General features: G+C 71.2%; 13 protein-coding genes and 1 pseudogene. 5 read left to right on the plus strand and 9 right to left on the minus strand.

Annotated elements, in window-relative coordinates; genetic code table 11:
- The first annotated feature begins 86 nt into the window (after positions 1-86).
- The gene (locus AB0K03_RS30580; protein WP_364691842.1) at positions 87-686 is read left to right on the plus strand and encodes a PadR family transcriptional regulator; all 600 of its coding nucleotides are present in this window, start codon (positions 87-89) and stop codon (positions 684-686) included.
- 206 nt (positions 687-892) lie between these two features.
- Positions 893-2,008 carry a glycerophosphodiester phosphodiesterase family protein gene (locus tag AB0K03_RS30585; RefSeq protein WP_364691850.1) on the plus strand — a complete coding sequence of 372 codons (1,116 nt, stop codon included), beginning with the start codon at positions 893-895 and terminating at the stop codon, positions 2,006-2,008.
- Positions 2,009-2,357: 349 nt separating this feature from the next.
- Here AB0K03_RS30585 and ispG read toward each other — a convergent pair whose 3' ends face one another.
- From ispG to AB0K03_RS30610, 5 genes are all read right to left on the minus strand, one after another.
- Positions 2,358-3,530, minus strand: coding sequence for a flavodoxin-dependent (E)-4-hydroxy-3-methylbut-2-enyl-diphosphate synthase (gene ispG / locus AB0K03_RS30590; RefSeq protein WP_364691853.1), 1,173 nt, complete (start codon positions 3,528-3,530; stop codon positions 2,358-2,360).
- 7 nt (positions 3,531-3,537) lie between these two features.
- Positions 3,538-4,788: a site-2 protease family protein gene (locus AB0K03_RS30595; protein ID WP_364691856.1), complete on the minus strand. Its 1,251-nt coding sequence runs from the start codon at positions 4,786-4,788 to the stop codon at positions 3,538-3,540.
- The gene (gene dxr, locus AB0K03_RS30600) at positions 4,788-5,999 is read right to left on the minus strand and encodes a 1-deoxy-D-xylulose-5-phosphate reductoisomerase (protein WP_364691859.1); all 1,212 of its coding nucleotides are present in this window, start codon (positions 5,997-5,999) and stop codon (positions 4,788-4,790) included. Before dxr ends, AB0K03_RS30595 begins: the two co-directional genes overlap by 1 nt.
- Before the next feature lie 29 nt (positions 6,000-6,028).
- Complete coding sequence (locus tag AB0K03_RS30605) at positions 6,029-6,619, minus strand: Uma2 family endonuclease (protein ID WP_364691862.1); 591 nt, start codon at positions 6,617-6,619, stop codon at positions 6,029-6,031.
- Between the two features lie 77 nt (positions 6,620-6,696).
- Positions 6,697-7,164, minus strand: coding sequence for a hypothetical protein (locus AB0K03_RS30610; RefSeq protein WP_364691865.1), 468 nt, complete (start codon positions 7,162-7,164; stop codon positions 6,697-6,699).
- A 69-nt stretch (positions 7,165-7,233) separates the two neighbouring features.
- Here AB0K03_RS30610 and AB0K03_RS30615 point away from each other — a divergent pair, with 69 nt between their 5' ends.
- Entirely contained in the window at positions 7,234-8,187 is a 954-nt protein-coding gene (locus tag AB0K03_RS30615; RefSeq protein WP_364691868.1) for a YhjD/YihY/BrkB family envelope integrity protein, read from the plus strand.
- Here the strand turns inward: AB0K03_RS30615 and AB0K03_RS30620 are convergent.
- Positions 8,186-10,213 (minus strand): annotated as a pseudogene (locus AB0K03_RS30620) (MMPL family transporter); the annotation flags it as partial. The gene AB0K03_RS30615 and the pseudogene AB0K03_RS30620 overlap by 2 nt on opposite strands.
- A 257-nt stretch (positions 10,214-10,470) precedes the next feature.
- Here AB0K03_RS30620 and AB0K03_RS30625 point away from each other — a divergent pair.
- Positions 10,471-12,102, plus strand: a complete 1,632-nt coding sequence (locus AB0K03_RS30625; RefSeq protein WP_364691871.1) for an NAD(P)/FAD-dependent oxidoreductase — start codon at positions 10,471-10,473, stop codon at positions 12,100-12,102.
- 76 nt (positions 12,103-12,178) lie between these two features.
- Here the strand turns inward: AB0K03_RS30625 and AB0K03_RS30630 are convergent, their stop codons facing one another.
- Entirely contained in the window at positions 12,179-12,958 is a 780-nt protein-coding gene (locus AB0K03_RS30630) for an inositol monophosphatase family protein (protein WP_364691874.1), read from the minus strand.
- A 239-nt stretch (positions 12,959-13,197) separates the two neighbouring features.
- Entirely contained in the window at positions 13,198-14,748 is a 1,551-nt protein-coding gene (locus AB0K03_RS30635) for a Rieske 2Fe-2S domain-containing protein (RefSeq protein WP_364691877.1), read from the minus strand.
- 129 nt (positions 14,749-14,877) lie between these two features.
- Here AB0K03_RS30635 and AB0K03_RS30640 point away from each other — a divergent pair, with 129 nt between their 5' ends.
- Positions 14,878-15,105, plus strand: coding sequence for a DUF2631 domain-containing protein (locus AB0K03_RS30640; protein ID WP_364691880.1), 228 nt, complete (start codon positions 14,878-14,880; stop codon positions 15,103-15,105).
- A 159-nt stretch (positions 15,106-15,264) separates the two neighbouring features.
- Here the strand turns inward: AB0K03_RS30640 and AB0K03_RS30645 are convergent, their stop codons facing one another.
- On the minus strand, positions 15,265-16,341 hold the full coding sequence (locus AB0K03_RS30645) for a DivIVA domain-containing protein (protein ID WP_364691883.1): 1,077 nt from the start codon (positions 16,339-16,341) through the stop codon (positions 15,265-15,267).
- Positions 16,342-16,345: the final 4 nt, after the last annotated feature.

Consider the following 16,345-nt stretch of genomic DNA (forward strand, 5'->3'; position numbering starts at 1 on the left):
CGCTCCCCGGCAAGTTTCGACATGGCCTTGTCGCCGACAGATTGCCGATATATCGTCTAGCTATCGACAACAGATCGGAGATAGTCATGAGGCACGAACACATGCGTCGTCTGCACGAGGGCCGGATGCGCGGCTTCGGGTTCCCGCCCGGATTCCCGTTCGGCCAGGGCGGTCCCGGCGGCTTCGGCAGCGGCCCGGGCTGGGGACCTCCCGGCCCCGGCGGTCACGGCCATCGCCGCGGCGGCCGCGGCAGCCGTCCCAACGTCCGCCCTGCCCTGCTCGCCCTCCTGCTGGAGCGTCCGATGCACGGCTACGAGATGATCCAGGAGCTGGAGAGCCGCACCGGCGGCATCTGGCGCCCGAGCCCCGGCTCGGTCTACCCGACCCTCCAGCTCCTCGAGGACGAAGGCCTGATCGAGGCCGAGGCGACCGGCGGCCGCAAGCGGTTCACGCTCACCGAGGCCGGCCGCGCCGAGGCGCAGACCGCCGCGGAGAACCCGCCGTGGGCCCAGTTCAGCGACGACACGATGTCGCAGGTCCAGGACTTCCGCGACGCGGCGGTCGGGATCATGAGCGCGCTGCGCCAGGTCGGCTTCAGCGGCAGCCCGGAGCAGCGCCAGCGCGCCCTCGAGGTCCTGAACGAGACGAAGCGCAAGCTCTACGCGATTCTCGCCGACAGCGAGTGACCCGCCGGCCGAAACCCATCGGGGGAAGGGCGCGCCGTTCCGGTGCGCCCTTTTTCCAGGTACGGCGCGCCGCGCCCGGCAACCGCAACACCGTCCCCCACCCGCACACAGCAGCAAACTGGACGATCGACACACGTCAAACTCTTGCCAGAATCCGCTCATATCCCGTAAACCCATAGTTCGTGAGCATCGGTCCCACTGATGTCATGTCCACCCACAAGCTCCTGCTGGCCGCCGTCATCCCCACCCTGCTGACCACCGCCACAACCCTCATCCCGGCCCCTGCGGCCGCAGCCCACGCCGCCCGCCCGTCCCCCACGGCCGAGCCCACCGCGCGCGATGCCATTGGCCGCACCACCGCTACCGACATCGCCCGCATCCCCGCCGCGACCGACCCCGCTCGAAGCCCCGCCGTTCACCACCCCAGCGGGACCAACTCCGATCGCCGCCGCACCGCGGCCGGCCCCGCTCGCAACCCCGCGGCAACCGACTCCGCTCCTCGCCAGGCCGTGGCCGCCGCGTCGTGCCCGGCCGTCATCGCGCACAAGACCGGCGGCAGTCACGCGCCCGAGAACACCGCCCCCGGGGTGGGCGTCGGGAAGTCGCTGGGGGCCGGCACCGTCGAGATCGACATCCGGTTCAACAAGAGCAACTTCGCCTTCGCCATGCACGACGAGGACGTGGCGAGGACGACGAACGGGACCGGGCGCGTACAGGACCTGTGGATGCCGGATCTGCAGAAGCTCAGCGCTGCCGACTACGCGCCCTGGAAGACCGACTCACGGTACGGCGGCTTCAACCCCGACGGCACACCGAAGGTCCGGCCGCCGTACACGTACGAGATCCTGGACGCGGCGAAGAAGGCGGGCGTCAAGCTGCTGCTCGATGTGAAAGTGACGCCGACGCGGGCGCAGGCGGACTCGTTCGTCGGGTATCTGGACCGGTCCGAGTTCCGGATGCGGGACCGGGTGATCTGGATGGCGAACAGCGAGGCGGGGCTGCGAACAATGCGCGGCTGGTACCCCGACCTCACCTACTACCTGCTCGAACGGCCGGCGTCCGGCTACATGCGCACCGGCGACTCACTCAAGGCCATGGGCGCGGTCGCGTACGCGGTGCCGATCGGTGAGGTGCGCTCGGCGGCGTACGTGGACTACTACCACTCGTACGGGCTGAAGGTGTCCACCTGGACCACGGACGACGTGGCCCTGGACGTCCCGGCCAACTGGAGCAAGGCCCGCTCGTACGGCGTGGACGCGGTCACCACGGACCGCCCTGACGAGGCCCTCACCCAGCAGGGCGGCACCGCCTGCACCGGCTGACAACCGGCCCCCGCCCAAAGGTAGCGGCGCGCCGACCAGGAGAACGCCGAACGCACGAGCCGCGCAAGGTCCACGACGCCCCGGCCAGGAGCGCGCCGAACGCACGAGCCGGCAGGGTCCACGACGCCCCGGCCAGGAAAGCGCCGAACGCACGAGCCGACAGCGTCCGTAGACGGTCCGGCTGGGAGGGTGGGTGGGCGGGCGAGGCGGCAGGGGCGCACAAACGCCCGGCCGGGGGCGTGGCGGGCGCGCGGGCAGGGAGGCGTGTGCGGGCCCGGCCCGGTGCTGCGGTTGCCGGGCCCGTCGCGCCGTACTCGGAGAAAGCCGGGCCGTCGACGGCCCGGAGGGATCAGTGGACCGTGACCTGCGGGCCGGGCAGCAGGTCGCGGAGCTCTTCCGGCAGTTCCGCGCCCATCTCGTCGGCCAGGCGGAGCGCCTCCTCGACCAGCGTCTCCACGATGATCGATTCGGGGACGGTCTTGATGACCTGGCCCTTCACGAAGATCTGGCCCTTGCCGTTGCCGGAGGCGACGCCGAGGTCGGCCTCGCGGGCCTCGCCGGGGCCGTTGACGACGCAGCCCATGACGGCGACGCGCAGCGGGACCGGGAAGCCCTCGAGGGCGGCCGTGACCTGCTCGGCGAGGGTGTAGACGTCGACCTGGGCCCGGCCGCAGGACGGGCAGGAGACGATCTCGAGGCCGCGTTCGCGCAGGCCGAGGGATTCGAGGATGGCCTGGCCGACCTTGATCTCCTCGACCGGCGGGGCGGACAGCGACACGCGGATGGTGTCGCCGATGCCCTCGGCGAGCAGGGCGCCGAAAGCGACCGCGCTCTTGATCGTGCCCTGGAAGGCGGGGCCGGCCTCGGTGACGCCGAGGTGCAGCGGGTAGTCGCACTGCTCGGCGAGCTGGCGGTACGCGCGGATCATCACGACCGGGTCGTTGTGCTTGACCGAGATCTTGATGTCGCGGAAGCCGTGCTCCTCGAAGAGCGAGCACTCCCACAGCGCCGACTCGACCAGAGCCTCCGCGGTGGCCTTGCCGTACTTCTCGAGCAGCCGCTTGTCGAGGGAGCCCGCGTTGACGCCGATGCGGATCGGGATGCCGGCGTCGGAGGCCGCCTTGGCGATCTCCTTGACCTTGTCGTCGAACTGGCGGATGTTGCCGGGGTTGACCCGAACCGCCGCGCAGCCCGCGTCGATGGCGGCGAAGACGTATTTGGGCTGGAAGTGGATGTCGGCGATCACCGGGATCTGCGACTTCTTCGCGATCGCCGGCAGCGCCTCGACGTCGTCCTGCGAGGGCACCGCGACGCGCACGATCTGGCAGCCCGAGGCGGTCAGCTCGGCGATCTGCTGCAGCGTCGAGTTGACGTCGGCGGTGAGCGTGGTGGTCATCGACTGGACGCTGACCGGGGCGCCGCCGCCGACCAGCACCCCGCCGACGTTGATCTGGCGGCTCTGCCGCCGCGGCGCGAGCGGCGGCGGGGGTACGGCCGGCATACCGAGACTGACTGCGGTCATTTCACACTCACCTGGAGAAGATCGAGATCGGGTTGACGACGTCGGCGGTGATCGTCAGCAGCGTGAACGCGCCACCGATCAGGATGACGGCGTAGGTCAACGGCATGAGCTTGTAGTAGTCGACGCGACCGGGGTCGGGTTTCTTGAGTCGAGCGTAGAGCCACGACCGGGCGCGCTCGTACCAGGCGATGGCGATGTGACCGCCGTCCACCGGCAGCAGCGGCAGCAGGTTGAACAGGCCGATGAAGACGTTCAGCGAGATGAAGATCATCAGGAAGACCTGGGGCACGCCGGCCTCGATCGCCTCGCCGCCCAGCCGGCTCGCGCCGACCACGCTGATCGGGGTGTCGGGGTCACGCTGCTCCCCCGTGATCGAATTCCACAGCGCCGGCACCTTCTCCGGGATCCGCTTCATCGCCGCGAACGACGCCTTCACCAGGCTCCAGCCGTAGTCGAAGCTGGCGCCGACCCCGTCGACCGGCCCGTACGTGACCAGGCCCGGCATGTCGAGCCGGGGACCGACGCCGGCGACCGCGACCTCCTTGACCTCGCCCTTCGGGTCGTCGAGCGGGGTGCGCTGGGCGGCGATGAGCTTGACCGTCGCGGTGCCGGGGACGCCGTCGCGGGTGTACGCGAACGTGACGTCGCCCGGCGGCAGCGCGCGGATCGCGTCGGTGAGCTGCCCGTAGTTCTGGATCGGCGTGGCGCCGACCTGGGTGATCAGGTCACCGGTCTTGAGGCCGGCGAGGGCCGCCGGGGCCTTCGGGTCGGTCGGCGCGCAGCCCTGCTGGTCGGTGATGACGACCTGCACGCACTCGCCGACCGAGATCTTGGCCGGGATCGCCCGCTCCTCGGCGGCGGTCTGCGGCAGGGCGGGGTTGGGCAGGCCGACGAAGACGGCGGCGAACCAGGTCGCGACGATGGCGAGCACGAAGTGCGTGATGGAGCCGGCGGACATGACGACCGTGCGCTTCCACACCGGGAACCGCCACATGGCCCGCGGCTGGTCCTGCGGCTCGACGTCGTCGTCCTGCGGGGTCATGCCGACGATCTTGCAGAAGCCGCCGAGCGGGATGGCCTTGAGGCCGTACTCGGTCTCGCCGCGCTTGAAGGAGAAGATCGTCGGGCCGAAACCCACGAAATACTTGGTGACCTTCATGCCGAACCGCTTGGCCGTGATCATGTGGCCCAGCTCGTGCAGGCTCACCGAGATCAAGATGGCGAGCGCGAACGCCGCTACCCCCAACCAGTACAGCATCAGGCTCCTTCAGCCGCAGTAGCGATCATCCGCTGTGCCTGGGCCCGCGCCCACGCCTCCGCGGCGAGCACCTCTTCGACCGTACTCGGTTCGTCGAATCCGGGGGCCGCCGCGAGCACCGCCGACAGGGTCTCGACGATGCCCAGAAAAGGTAGCCGACCGGACACGAAGGCGGCCACACACTCTTCGTTCGCGGCGTTGTAGATCGCCGGGCGGCAGCGACCGGCCCGGCCGGCCTCCTTGGCCAGCTCCACCGCCGGGAACGCCTCACTGTCGAGCGGGCGCAGCTCCCAGGTGTGCGCGAGCGTCCAGTCCACCGCGGCGGCGGCCTCGGGCACGCGCTCCGGCCAGGCCAGGGCGAGGGCGATCGGCAGGCGCATGTCCGGCGGGCTGGCCTGGGCGAGCGTCGAGCCGTCGGTGAACTCGACCAGCGAGTGCAGCACCGACTGCGGGTGCACCATCACCTCGATGTCGTCGTACGCGACGCCGAACAGCTCGTGCGCCTCGATGACCTCGAGCCCCTTGTTGACCATGGTCGCCGAGTTGATCGTGACGACGGGCCCCATGTCCCACGTGGGGTGCTTGAGCGCTTCCTCGGGGGTGACGTTCGTCAACTCCTCACGCCGGCGGTCCCGGAACGCCCCGCCGCTGGCGGTGAGCACCAGCCGGCGCACCTCCCGCTCGGCGCCGCCACGCAGGCACTGGGCGAGCGCGGAATGCTCGGAGTCGACCGGCACGATCTGCCCCGGCCGCGTCACCGCGGCCTTGACCAGCGGGCCGCCGGCCACGAGGGACTCCTTGTTGGCGAGCGCGAGCGTACGGCCCGCCGTCAGCGCGGCGAGCGTCGGCGCGAGCCCGAGGCTGCCGACCACCCCGTTGAGCACCACGTCGCAGGGCCACTGCGCCAGCTCCGTCATGGCGTCCGGACCTGCCACGATCTTGGGCAGCTTGAAGTCGCCGGACGCCCATCCCCGCTTCTGCGCCTCGGCGTAGAACGCCAGCTGCAGATCCTGCACCGCGCTGGCGTGCGCCACCCCCACGACGTCGACGCCGAGCTCCAGCGCCTGCGCGGCGAGCAGCGCGACGTTGCCGCCGCCGGCGCCGATCGCCACGACCCGGAACCGGTCGGGGTTGCGGCGCACGATGTCGATGGCCTGGGTGCCGATGGAACCGGTCGAACCGAGCAGGACGAGCTCACGCATGCCTGCCATCTTCCCGGACGCCCGCACGCCGCCGTCGCTCAGCCTTCCTCCCCCAGCAACTGGACCGGATCGACGGCGAACGGGAACGGAACGCGCATCTCGAACATCGCGCCCGCCGCCGCCGCGACGACCGGGTGGTATTCGCCGTCGCGCAGCTCGTGCAGCAGAAGGCCCGGCACACGGTTCCGGAAGTCGATGCGCAGAAAGTAAGGCACGCCGGCCTCGGCGTATTCGCGCGGGCGGTCGATAAGGTCCTTGCGCCTGTTGCCGCTCGACACGATCTCGCCGAGCAGCACGGCCTCGGTGATGGGCATCGTCTTCTTGCCGCCACCGGATCGCCGCAGCACCACGATGTCCGGGATGAAGAGATCGTCACCGGAGACGATGTTGACCTCCGGGTAGGCCCACAGGCCGACCGCCCGGGCCGCCTGTTTGAGCCGGTAAGTCAACTCCAGCTCGATGTCCTGGTGGTCGTAGTTGGCATGCGGCGTCACGACGATGCTCCCGCGGACGACTTCGACCTTGGGACCGTGGTGCTCGGGTAGCAGGTCGAGGGCCAGTTGGGCGGTCCACGGCTCGTTCAGGACACCGAGAATGTCGAACGACGGTTCACGATGGGGCAGGGCCATCGGACTCACCTCCTCCGGGACATCGTGCCGCAGACCAGCGTACCGCCGGAGGATCGAGCGGCCGCCCTGTGGACAACTCAGAAGGCGGCCCTGTCCAGCAGGTCGCGGAGCCTCATCAACTCCTCTTCGGTAAGCCCGCCGGTCGGGATCGTGAGGTACTGCTCCCGGCCGATGCGGACGACCATCTGGCCGGGGAGCTCGTCGTAGCCGCTCAGCAGCTTCCACACCGCTTCGGTACGGGCGAGGTCGGTGGCGAAGCCGAAACGGTCGTCGTCGAAGTGGTACGTCGTGGGACGAGCCAGCAACCACATGCCCTCCCGCCTCATCCGCCGGATCGCCACCTCCGGCCCCAGCACGCTGAAGACCAGCGCCAGGACGGCCAGCAGCGCGAGGAACGACAGGCCCATGCCGAAGTAGCCCGTCAGGCCGATGACGAGCAGCGGCAGCGCGAGCAGCCGGGCCGGCAGGAACCGCCGGCGGGCGATGTGCCGGACCGCCTCGGCGATCTGCCGCGCGTCCGGCTCGGCGCTGAAGGTCAGGGACATGAGGCTCCGCTCCGAGCAGTCTCGCTGATGGTGCGGGATCGTAGCGGCCGGATGGGTATGTCAGGAGGCATGCGACGACTGCGCCGGCTGCTGGCCGCCCCGTTCCGGCCACTGCGAGGGCGCGATCTGGCGTTGCACGCCGCCGCGGTCACCTTCTACGCCGGGATCGCCGTGGTGCCGGTGGCGTTGCTGGCCATCTGGATCACCGGGCTGATCGCCGGTGCGGATCGGGTACGCCGCCTCACCGGCCGGACGATCGACGCGCTCCCCGACGCGATCGGCGCCCCGAACGCCCTGGACCGCCTCATCGACGCGGGCCTGCACCTCACGCCGTGGCTCGCGCTGGCCAGCCTCCTGCCCGCCACCCTGTACGGCGAGGGCCTGCGCCGGGCGTTCGTCAGCCTGCGGGACCCGGGCGAGTCGCTGGTGGGCTGGCGCGGCCGGCTGCTCTGGCTCCCGCTGCTGGCCGCGGCGCCGGCCCTGCTGCTGTCGCTGTTCCTGGCGCTGCCGGTGACGAGCGGCCTGTGGGTCCGCGGCGGCTGGTACGCGGTGGCCGGTGTGGTCCTGTCCTTCCTGGCCGCGTGGCTGGTGCTGACCCCCGTGGTGATCTGGGTCTACCGCGGCGTCGCGCCCGGACGGCCGGAGTGGCTGGCGACAACCCTGGTCGGGTCCTTCACCGCCGCCAACCTCTCCGGTTTCCTGCACGGCTTCGTGCTCTTCTGCTCCCTGCCGCTGGACCTCGGCGCGCCGTTCGGCGGGTTCACCGAGATCGGCGGCACGGTGGCGGTCGGGCTGTGGCTGTACCTGTTCCACGTCATCGTGCTCGCCGGATTCGCCGCCACGCAGAGCGCGAGCGCGTACCAGCGGCTCAGACGGGCACGGAACGCCGCTCCGGAGCCGGCGCCGGCGGCTCCGGCGGCTCGTGGATCCCGTACCGGGAGTAGAACCGGCTCAGGAAGCCGGGGGCCCACCAGTTCCAGCGACCCAGCAGCCGCATCGTCGCCGGGACCAGCAGCGCCCTGACCAGCGACGCGTCCACGATGATCGCCACGATCATGCCGACGCCGATGGTCTTGATGACGGTCACGCCGCCGGTGGCGAAGCCCGCCACCACGGTGATGAGCAGCAGCGCCGCGGCGGTGATGATGCCGCCGGTGTACTGCAGGCCGGTCGCGACGGAGGCGGTGTTGTCCCCGGTGCGGTCCCATTCCTCGCGTACGCGGGAGAGCAGGAACACCTCGTAGTCGGTGGCCAGGCCGAAGAGCACGGCCAGCACGAGAATCATGTTGCTGGGTTCGATGAAGCCCGTCGACTCGAAGCGCAGCACGTTCTCGAAGTGGCCCTCCTGGAAGATCCAGACGACCACCCCGAACGACGCGCCGATCGACACCAGGTTCATCAGCACGGCCTTGATCGGCAGCAGCACCGAGCCGAAGGCCAGGAACAGCAGCACGATCGTGGCGACCGCCATGATCAGCGCCATGTACGGCAGCCGCGCCGCGAGGCTCTCCAGCAGGTCCAGGTCGATCGCGGGCCGCCCGCCCACGAGCACCTCGGCGCCGGGCGGCGGCGGGAGGTCGCGGATCGCGGAGACGATCCGGCGGGCGTCGGCGTGCGGAAGATCAGCCGGGTACGTGACCGTGATCAGCGAGGCGGCATCGCGCTGGGCGGTGACGGTGGCGCCGCCGACGTCCGGCAGCGCCGCGATGCGCTGGGCCAGGTCGCCGGCGGAGCCCTGGACGATGACGGAGATCGGGTCCTGGCCACCGCCGGGGAACTCCGCGTCGAGCCGCTCCCCCACCACCCGGGCGGCGCTGCCCGGGGGCAGCACGCGCTCGTCGAAGCCGCCGAACTCCACCCGCAGGAACGGCGCCGCGAACGCCGCGAGGACGACGAGCACGCCGACGACGTACAGCACGGGTCGCCGCATGACGCTGCGCGCGACCCGCTCCCACGCTCCGGCGCTCTCCACCGCACGCTTGCGCTGCGGCAGCGGGATGCGCAGCTTGTCGATGCGGTGGCCGAGCAGGGACAGCACGGCCGGCAGCACCGTCAGGGCGGCGAGCATCGCGACCAGCACGGCGGCCATGCCGCCGATGGCCAGGCCGCCCAGGAAGGGTTGCGGGAAGATCAGCAGGCTGGAGAGCGCGAGGACGATCGTCAGGCCCGAGACCATGACCGTACGGCCGGCCGTCGCCACCGTGGTGCGGATGGCGGTGGGCACGTCGTTGCCCCGGGCCAGCTCCTCGCGGAAGCGGCTGACGACGAACAGCGAGTAGTCCACCGCCATGCCGAGGCCGAGCAGGGTGATGACGTTGATCGCGAAGACCGAGATGTCGGTGAGGTAGGTCAGCGCCCGGATCGCCACGAAAGCGCCGAGGATCGCGATGCCGCCGACGAGCAGGGGCGACAAGGCGGCGATCAGGCCCCGGAAGATCAGGACGAGCAGCACGAACAGCACCGGCAGCGAGAAGATCTCGGCGCGCGTGATGTCTTTCTTGGTCTGCGTGTTGGCCTGGTCCGTGAACGCGACCAGACCGCCGACCTCGGTCTTCAGCCCGGGGGCGGCGAGTTCCGGCTCCAACCGGTGGTACGCGGCAGCCTTGCCGTCCTCGCCGCCCGCCTTGAGATAGACGGCCGCGTACGTGGCGTGCTTGTCGTTGCTGACCAGGGCCGGAGAGGCGTCGGGGTCGGTGTAGGCGGCGACCTTCTCGACGTCGGCCTGCGCGCGGATCCGGCCGATCGCGGCGGAGACGGGACCACGGAAGGACTCGTCCGTGACCGTTGCGGTGTCACTGGACCAGAGCACGACCAGGTCGGGGTTGCGCTGGCCGAAATGCTGGGCGATCGCCGCGGCGGCGCGGTTGGACTCGCTGTCCGGGTCGTCGTACCCACCGCCGGTGAGCGCGCCGAAGACGCCGGCGCCCCATGTCGCGCCGGCCACGACCAGCGCCAGGGCGGCCGCCACCACCCACCAGCGCACGTGGACGACCGCCCTGCCCCACCAGCCGAACATCCCGTCCGCCTCCCGTACCCAGCCGCTACGCATAGATGCCGCTCACGGTAGGGCGTGAGCGGTCCTCGATGACGCCGACTATGACGTCCGCCACGGTAGCCGGGTCCGTACCGCTGTCTTACCCGACACGAGGCGCCCGGCACGCGGCGGCGTCGCCGACCGCCCGGCCCGGCGCGCGGCACCCGGCGGGCCGGTCGGCCGTCCGGTGCGGCGGCTTGGGCCGGGCAGCGCCGAGCCGGCGCCGATTTGGGCGGAACTGTCCGCCGATCGGCGCGCTAGAGTCGGCCCTCATGAACGCTCTGCCGCCGCGCGCCGACGTCGTGATCATCGGCTCGGGCCACAACGGCCTGGTCTCCGCCGTGCTGCTCGCCCGCGCCGGCCTCGACGTCGTCGTGCTCGAGGCCGCCGACGTGATCGGCGGCGCCACCCGCACCGAGCACCCGTTCGCCAAGGTGCCGGGGCTCGGCCAGTCCACGGGGTCGTACCTGCTCGGCCTCATGCCGCCGGAACTGCTCGCCACGCTCGACGTCGACATCCCCGTGCTGCGCCGCGACCCGCACTACTTCCTGCCCACGCCGGGCGGGCCCGGCTCGCCGTACCTGTTGTTCGGCACCGACCGGGAAGCCACGCGCGCGCAGATGGAGCGGTTCTTCTCGCCCCGCGACATCGCCGCGGACGAGGCCCTGCAGGTCGAGATCGCCGCGCTGCGCGCCGATCTCGCGCCCGCCTGGCTGCAGGAGCCGGCCTCCGTCGAGCAGATCGCCGACCGGCACATCCGGCCGCAGCTGCAGAGCACCTTCGTCGATCTCGTACGCGGCTCCGTCGCCGACTACCTGCAGCGCTTCGGTTTCAAGAGCGAACTGCTGATGAGCATGTACGCGGTGACCGACGGCCTGTCCGGGCTGAACGCCGGCCCCGACGACCCCGGCACGGGCCACAACTTCCTCGTGCACAACATGTGCCGCCTGCCGGGCGCCGACGGCACGTGGATGATCGCGGCGGGCGGCATGGGCACCGTCTCGCGCACCTTCGCCGACGCGGCCCGCGCCGCGGGAGCCCAGATCTTCACGGGTACGCCGGTGAGCGCCGTGGCGGTCACCCAGGGGGCGGCCACCGGCGTCGCCCTGGCCGACGGACGCACGGTCGAGGCCCGGGTGGTACTGGGCGCCTGCGACCCGTACCAGCTGCTGTCCCTCGTGCCGCAAGACGCGCTCCCGGCCGAGCTGACGGCACGCATGGCGGCGGTGAAGCGTCCCGGTACCACGCTCAAGCTCAACCTGGCGCTGTCCGGCCTCCCGCGCTTCTCCTGCCTCCCCGAGAACGCCCCGTCCCCGTTCGGCTCCACCATCCACCTCCTGCCGGGCTCCTCGAGCCTCGCCGGGCTGAGCCTGCCCGCGGCGGAGAACCGGAGCAGAGACGAGTCCGACTCGCCGATGGCGGCGCTGCGCGGCATGTGGGCGGACGTCCAGGCCGGGCGCCTGCCCGCCGAGCCGACCATCGAGTGGTACCTGCACACCACGGTCGACCCGTCGCTGCAGGACGAGGCCGGCCACCACTCGTCGGCCCTGTTCGTGCAGTCCGTGCCGTATCACCTCGACGGCACGACCTGGGACGAGGCGCTTCCCGGCTACGTCACCCGGCTGCTGGAGATCGTCGACCGGTACGCCCCCGGCACCTCGGGCCTGGTCGCGGACATGATGCCGCTGACCCCGCCGGGCATCGAACGGCACTTCGGCATCACCGGCGGCCACATCCACCACGTCGACAACACGGTCGCTTTCGACGAGCGCATGCCGTACGCGACGGGCCTGGACGGTCTGTACGCGGGCTCGGCCGGCGCCCACCCGGCGGGCAGCGTCATCGGCGCGGCGGGCCACAACGCCGCCCGGCGCATCCTCGCCGACCTCGGCCTCGGCCGCTAGCACCGCCACGGCGGGCCGGCCCTGGCGCGGCGGCGTGGGCTGCCTCGCCATACCGCTCAGCCGGGTCGGGCCGGCCTCAGGCGACTGCCCGGACCAGCTCGGACAGCGCGGGCCACAGCGACGGCGCCGCGCCGATCGTCAGCTCGGTGGAGAAGTCCGGGCCGTGCCCACCGAGCACGACACCGGCCTCCCGGGCGATCAGGGCGCCTGCGGCGATGTCCCACAGGTTCGTGTCCAGCGCCAGACCGCCGTCGAGCCGGCCGGCGGCCTGGTACACCAGGTTCAGCGCCGCCGGGACCCGGCGGATGTCGCCCGACTTCGGGAGCAGCTCCCGGATCACCCGGCCGGCGCGCTCCTTGGTCGCCGGATTCGGCTGGAAACTCACACCGACGAGCGCCTCGTGCAGCTGCCGCCCACCCGGCGCGGTGATCGGCTCGCCGTTGAGCAGGGCGCCGCCCCCGTCGACGGCGCTGAACGTCTCACCGGCCGCCGGGTCGTGCACGACCGCCGCCCGGGCCCGGTCGTCGTGGTACAGCGCGATGCAGACGGACCACGGACCGGTGCGGCTCACGTAGTTGCGGGTGCCGTCGAGCGGGTCGACGATCCACGACCAACCGCTCGAGCCGGTCCGGCCGTGCCCCTCCTCGGCCTGGACGGCGTCGCCGGGCCAGGCCGCGACGATCCCGTCGACGATGAGGCGCTCGCTGGCGATGTCGACGTCGGAGACGACGTCGTTGACGTGCGCCTTGGGGGCGCCCATCCGCAGGGTGTCGCGCCGCTCCAGCTGCAAGCGGCCGGCGCGGACAGCCAGGTCGACGGCGAGGTCACGGGCGGCGGGAAGGTCACGGTCGTCCATCGCGACGAAGGTTACCGGGTCACGGTCCGGGCGCCGACGACGGAGAGCAGCTCCAGCTTCTCGTCGCTCTCGACGCCCGGCGGCGGCGCCTCCCGCGCCGGGGCCGGCTGCCACTCACCCAGAATGAAGGGGCCAGGGCCAGCGCATGCTGGGCCCCGGCCCCGGCCTCGACGGGAGTTGCGGTCTGCACCACCCACCGAGCTACGACATGAAGCTCTTGATTTTGATTTTGATCTTGATCAGGAAGCTGTCTTCTCCGCGCGGATCTTGTGGCCGACGCTGGTGAGGCACCGCCCGCTCGGCAGGTCGAACTTCCATCCGTGCAGCTGGCAGGTGAGCACGTTGCCGTCCACGATGCCGAAGCGGCTGAGGTCCGCCTTCAGGTGGGGGCAACGGCGCTGGACCGTCCAGTCACCGAGCTGGGTGTCCTCGGCCTCGACCGTCTTCTCGTGCTCGTCGTACCAGCCTTCGGCGTACTGGAGGCGCTCCTCGCTGAGGCACTTGAAGAACGCGTAGACGAACTCGTTGTACTGGCCGATGCGTGCGGCGGTGAAGCGGCAGGAGAGGAACAGGGAGTTCACCCAGTCGCCCTCGTCGATGAAGATGAGGTGCTCGATCAGCTCGCGCTGGGTGCGGAAGCGGTAGCGGACCTTCTCGTCGGCGTACGGCCGGACCTGCTTGCCGGGGAAGTCGACGACGATCGACTCGACCGCCTCGCCGTCATAGCTGACCAGGTCGAAGCGGACCGGGCCGCCGACGCCCTTCGCCAGGTAGATCGACTCCTCGAGCAGCGGCTCGATGCGCTTCTTCAGCTCACCCAGCACGTCGATCTCCGGGTGCCGCCAGGAGGCCTTCTCGGCGGCGATGATCGGCGCCTTGCGCTCGCGCATCTCCTCGAGGTGGGCCTTCTTGTTGGCGAAGAACTCGTCGACGTCGGTGGGGTGGGTCGTCGTGATGTCGCCCGCGGCGGTGATGTCGGAGACGCTGCCCGGCAGCAGGATCACGCCGTTGGTGCCGCCGACCTTCGCGTACTCCGACTGGAACACCGACTGGTCGGGGAAGATGTTGCCCTCGTCGCCGAAGATGTCGTTGAACTGCCACAGCTCGTCGTCGAGGAAGCACGGCGGGCCGGCGATCGGGAAGACGTGGTCGGCCTTGAGGTCGTCGATGTAGCGCCAGGTCCGGTCGAACTGCCGTTCGCGCTTCTGCTTGCCGAACGCGGTCTTCGCGGCGGTGGGCAGCTCGTAGACCATCGGATACCAGATGGCGCCGGAGAACTGCAGCATGTGCGCGTGCACGTGGCCCAGCTCGGCGAAGACGGAAAGGTCGGTGGGGCGGGCGTCGTTCTGGTTGAGCAGCCGGACGCCGTCGTACTCCACCCAGAGCGAGGAGTCGCCGATCGGGCCGTCGGTGGGGCTGATCAGCGCCTGGATCATGACCTTGAGGCCGCCGTCGAGCTCGTGCACCTCGTTGCTCTTGGTCTTGAGGAAGCTCGTGAAGCCCAGGTCGCGCAGCTCGTCCTCGAGCTGGCTGGTCGGATACTCGGGGAGGAGCACCGTCGCCTTCTTGGACACGAAGTGCTTGAGGTGCTCGGCGTCGAAGTGGTCCCGGTGCAGGTGGGAGACGTACAGGTAGTCGCAGTCGCCCAGCGTCTCCCAGTCCAGCAGGGAGTTGTCCGGGAACGGGAACCACGACGCGAAGTACGCCGGGTTGACCCAGGGGTCGCACAGGATGCTGCCCGCGCCCGTGTCGATCCGCATGCTGGCATGCCCAGTGCCCGTGATCCGCACCGTCTCGCTCCCTCGTCCGACGTTTCCGACGGCATCGAAGGTACCGGGTACGGGTTGGTGAGCCGCGCGCGGAGCCGCCGTGCGACACTGACCTTGACGTTCGTACCCGTGCAGCAGGAGGACCGAGTCGTGGCAGAAGAGCCGGTTTACGCGCCTGACCAGCTCAAGCCGGGCAACCGCAAGTGGGCCCGCCGGGGCGCCATCGGATCGGCCGGGATCCTGCTGCTCTACTTGTGGGGCAACCACGAGGGCAACACCGAGAACGTCTGGCTGATCGGTCTGGCCGTGCTGCTGGTGGGGGTCGTTCTCGCCGATGCGGTGCTGCGCCGCAACGGCCTGAAGGCGAACAACCAGTAGCCTCCCGCTTCGCCGAACGGCCCGCCTCCCTCACCGGGAAGCGGGCCGTTTCGCGTTGCTGCAAGCTGCGTTGCTTCGGGGCCGCGGCTCCCGGGCGGCGTTGCTCCCGGGCCGCGTTGCTCCCGGGCCGCGTTGCTCCCGGGCCGCGTTGCTTCGGGGTCAGCGGCCGCGGAGCAGGATGTCCTTGACCTCGCGCAGCGCCGCGTCGACCTCGGCCTCGAAGTAGCCGCCGGGAACCAGCCCGAACTGCAGCGTGTCGAGTTCGTTCTCGGGCACCGGCATCGGGCCGCGCCCGGTCATCGCCTGCAGGATGCTCTCGAAGAGACGGTCCACCTGCACCGGGTCGTACCCGCTGCCGAAGCGGCGCGGCTGGAACGTGCGGCGCAGCTGGTCCACCCGGTAGAGCTCCGGGCTGCCGCCCTGGCCGCCGCCCATCTGCGGGGGGCCACCCATGGGCGGGCCACCCATCGGCGGGCCGCTCATCGGGGGGCCGCTCATCGGGGGCGCGCTCATGGGGGCCGGGCCGCCGAAGCCGCCCCGGTCCCGCTCGGGCATGCGGATCTCCGCGGTCATGTCGGCCTTGCCGTGCCGGCCCGGCTCGAACTGCTCGTAGCCGCCGGTGTCGTAGCCCTGCGGGCCCTGGGGGCGCTGCGGCGGCTGCTGGCCGTAGCCCGGCTCGTCGTAGCGCCCGTACGGGTCGGGGCCCGGCATCTGCTGCCGCTGCGGCATCTGCTGCGGCTGCATCCGCTCCTCGTGCAGGTACGGGTCGTGGGCGCCGTACTGGTCGTCACGCGCGTACTGGTCGTCGCGGGCGTACTGGTCGTCGCGGGCGTACTGGCGGTCGTCGCGGACCGGGGCGGGGAGACGTTCGGTGGGCGGGGCGCCGCGGCCCAGCGCCTGGCTCATCCGGTCGCCCATGCGCTCGGGCGGCATGCCCCCGCGCATCGGCTCGGGCTGCATGCGGGCCTCGGCGCGGCCGGCCCCGCCACCGCCGCGCTCCTCGAACTCGGCCAGCTGCCGCTCGACCCGGTCGAGGTGCAGGTCGACCTGCCACTCGTCGTACCCGCCGAAGCGCACGCGGAAGACGACGTCGTGCACCTCCTGGGCGCCGACAGGCGCGCCGACCTGCTCGCCGGCGAGGGTGGCCTCCACCCGGTCGAGGAAGGCGTCCACCTCGTCCACCTTGTAGCCGCGGCGCAGTGCGCGACGGCGGAAACGCTGCCCCTGACTCGTCACAACG

The sequence above is a fragment of the Actinoplanes sp. NPDC049316 genome, from assembly GCF_040677315.1.
Classification (GTDB): Bacteria; Actinomycetota; Actinomycetes; order Mycobacteriales; family Micromonosporaceae; genus Actinoplanes.

Excerpts from the sequence above, each read along its gene's own strand:
- AB0K03_RS30580 (WP_364691842.1), top strand. The coding sequence starts at position 87 with ATGAGGCACGAACACATGCGTCGTCTGCACGAGGGCCGGATGCGCGGC.
- AB0K03_RS30585 (WP_364691850.1), top strand. The coding sequence starts at position 893 with ATGTCCACCCACAAGCTCCTGCTGGCCGCCGTCATCCCCACCCTGCTG.
- ispG (WP_364691853.1), bottom strand. The coding sequence starts at position 3,530 with ATGACCGCAGTCAGTCTCGGTATGCCGGCCGTACCCCCGCCGCCGCTC.
- AB0K03_RS30595 (WP_364691856.1), bottom strand. The coding sequence starts at position 4,788 with ATGCTGTACTGGTTGGGGGTAGCGGCGTTCGCGCTCGCCATCTTGATC.
- dxr (WP_364691859.1), bottom strand. The coding sequence starts at position 5,999 with ATGGCAGGCATGCGTGAGCTCGTCCTGCTCGGTTCGACCGGTTCCATC.
- AB0K03_RS30605 (WP_364691862.1), bottom strand. The coding sequence starts at position 6,619 with ATGGCCCTGCCCCATCGTGAACCGTCGTTCGACATTCTCGGTGTCCTG.
- AB0K03_RS30610 (WP_364691865.1), bottom strand. The coding sequence starts at position 7,164 with ATGTCCCTGACCTTCAGCGCCGAGCCGGACGCGCGGCAGATCGCCGAG.
- AB0K03_RS30615 (WP_364691868.1), top strand. The coding sequence starts at position 7,234 with ATGCGACGACTGCGCCGGCTGCTGGCCGCCCCGTTCCGGCCACTGCGA.
- AB0K03_RS30625 (WP_364691871.1), top strand. The coding sequence starts at position 10,471 with ATGAACGCTCTGCCGCCGCGCGCCGACGTCGTGATCATCGGCTCGGGC.
- AB0K03_RS30630 (WP_364691874.1), bottom strand. The coding sequence starts at position 12,958 with ATGGACGACCGTGACCTTCCCGCCGCCCGTGACCTCGCCGTCGACCTG.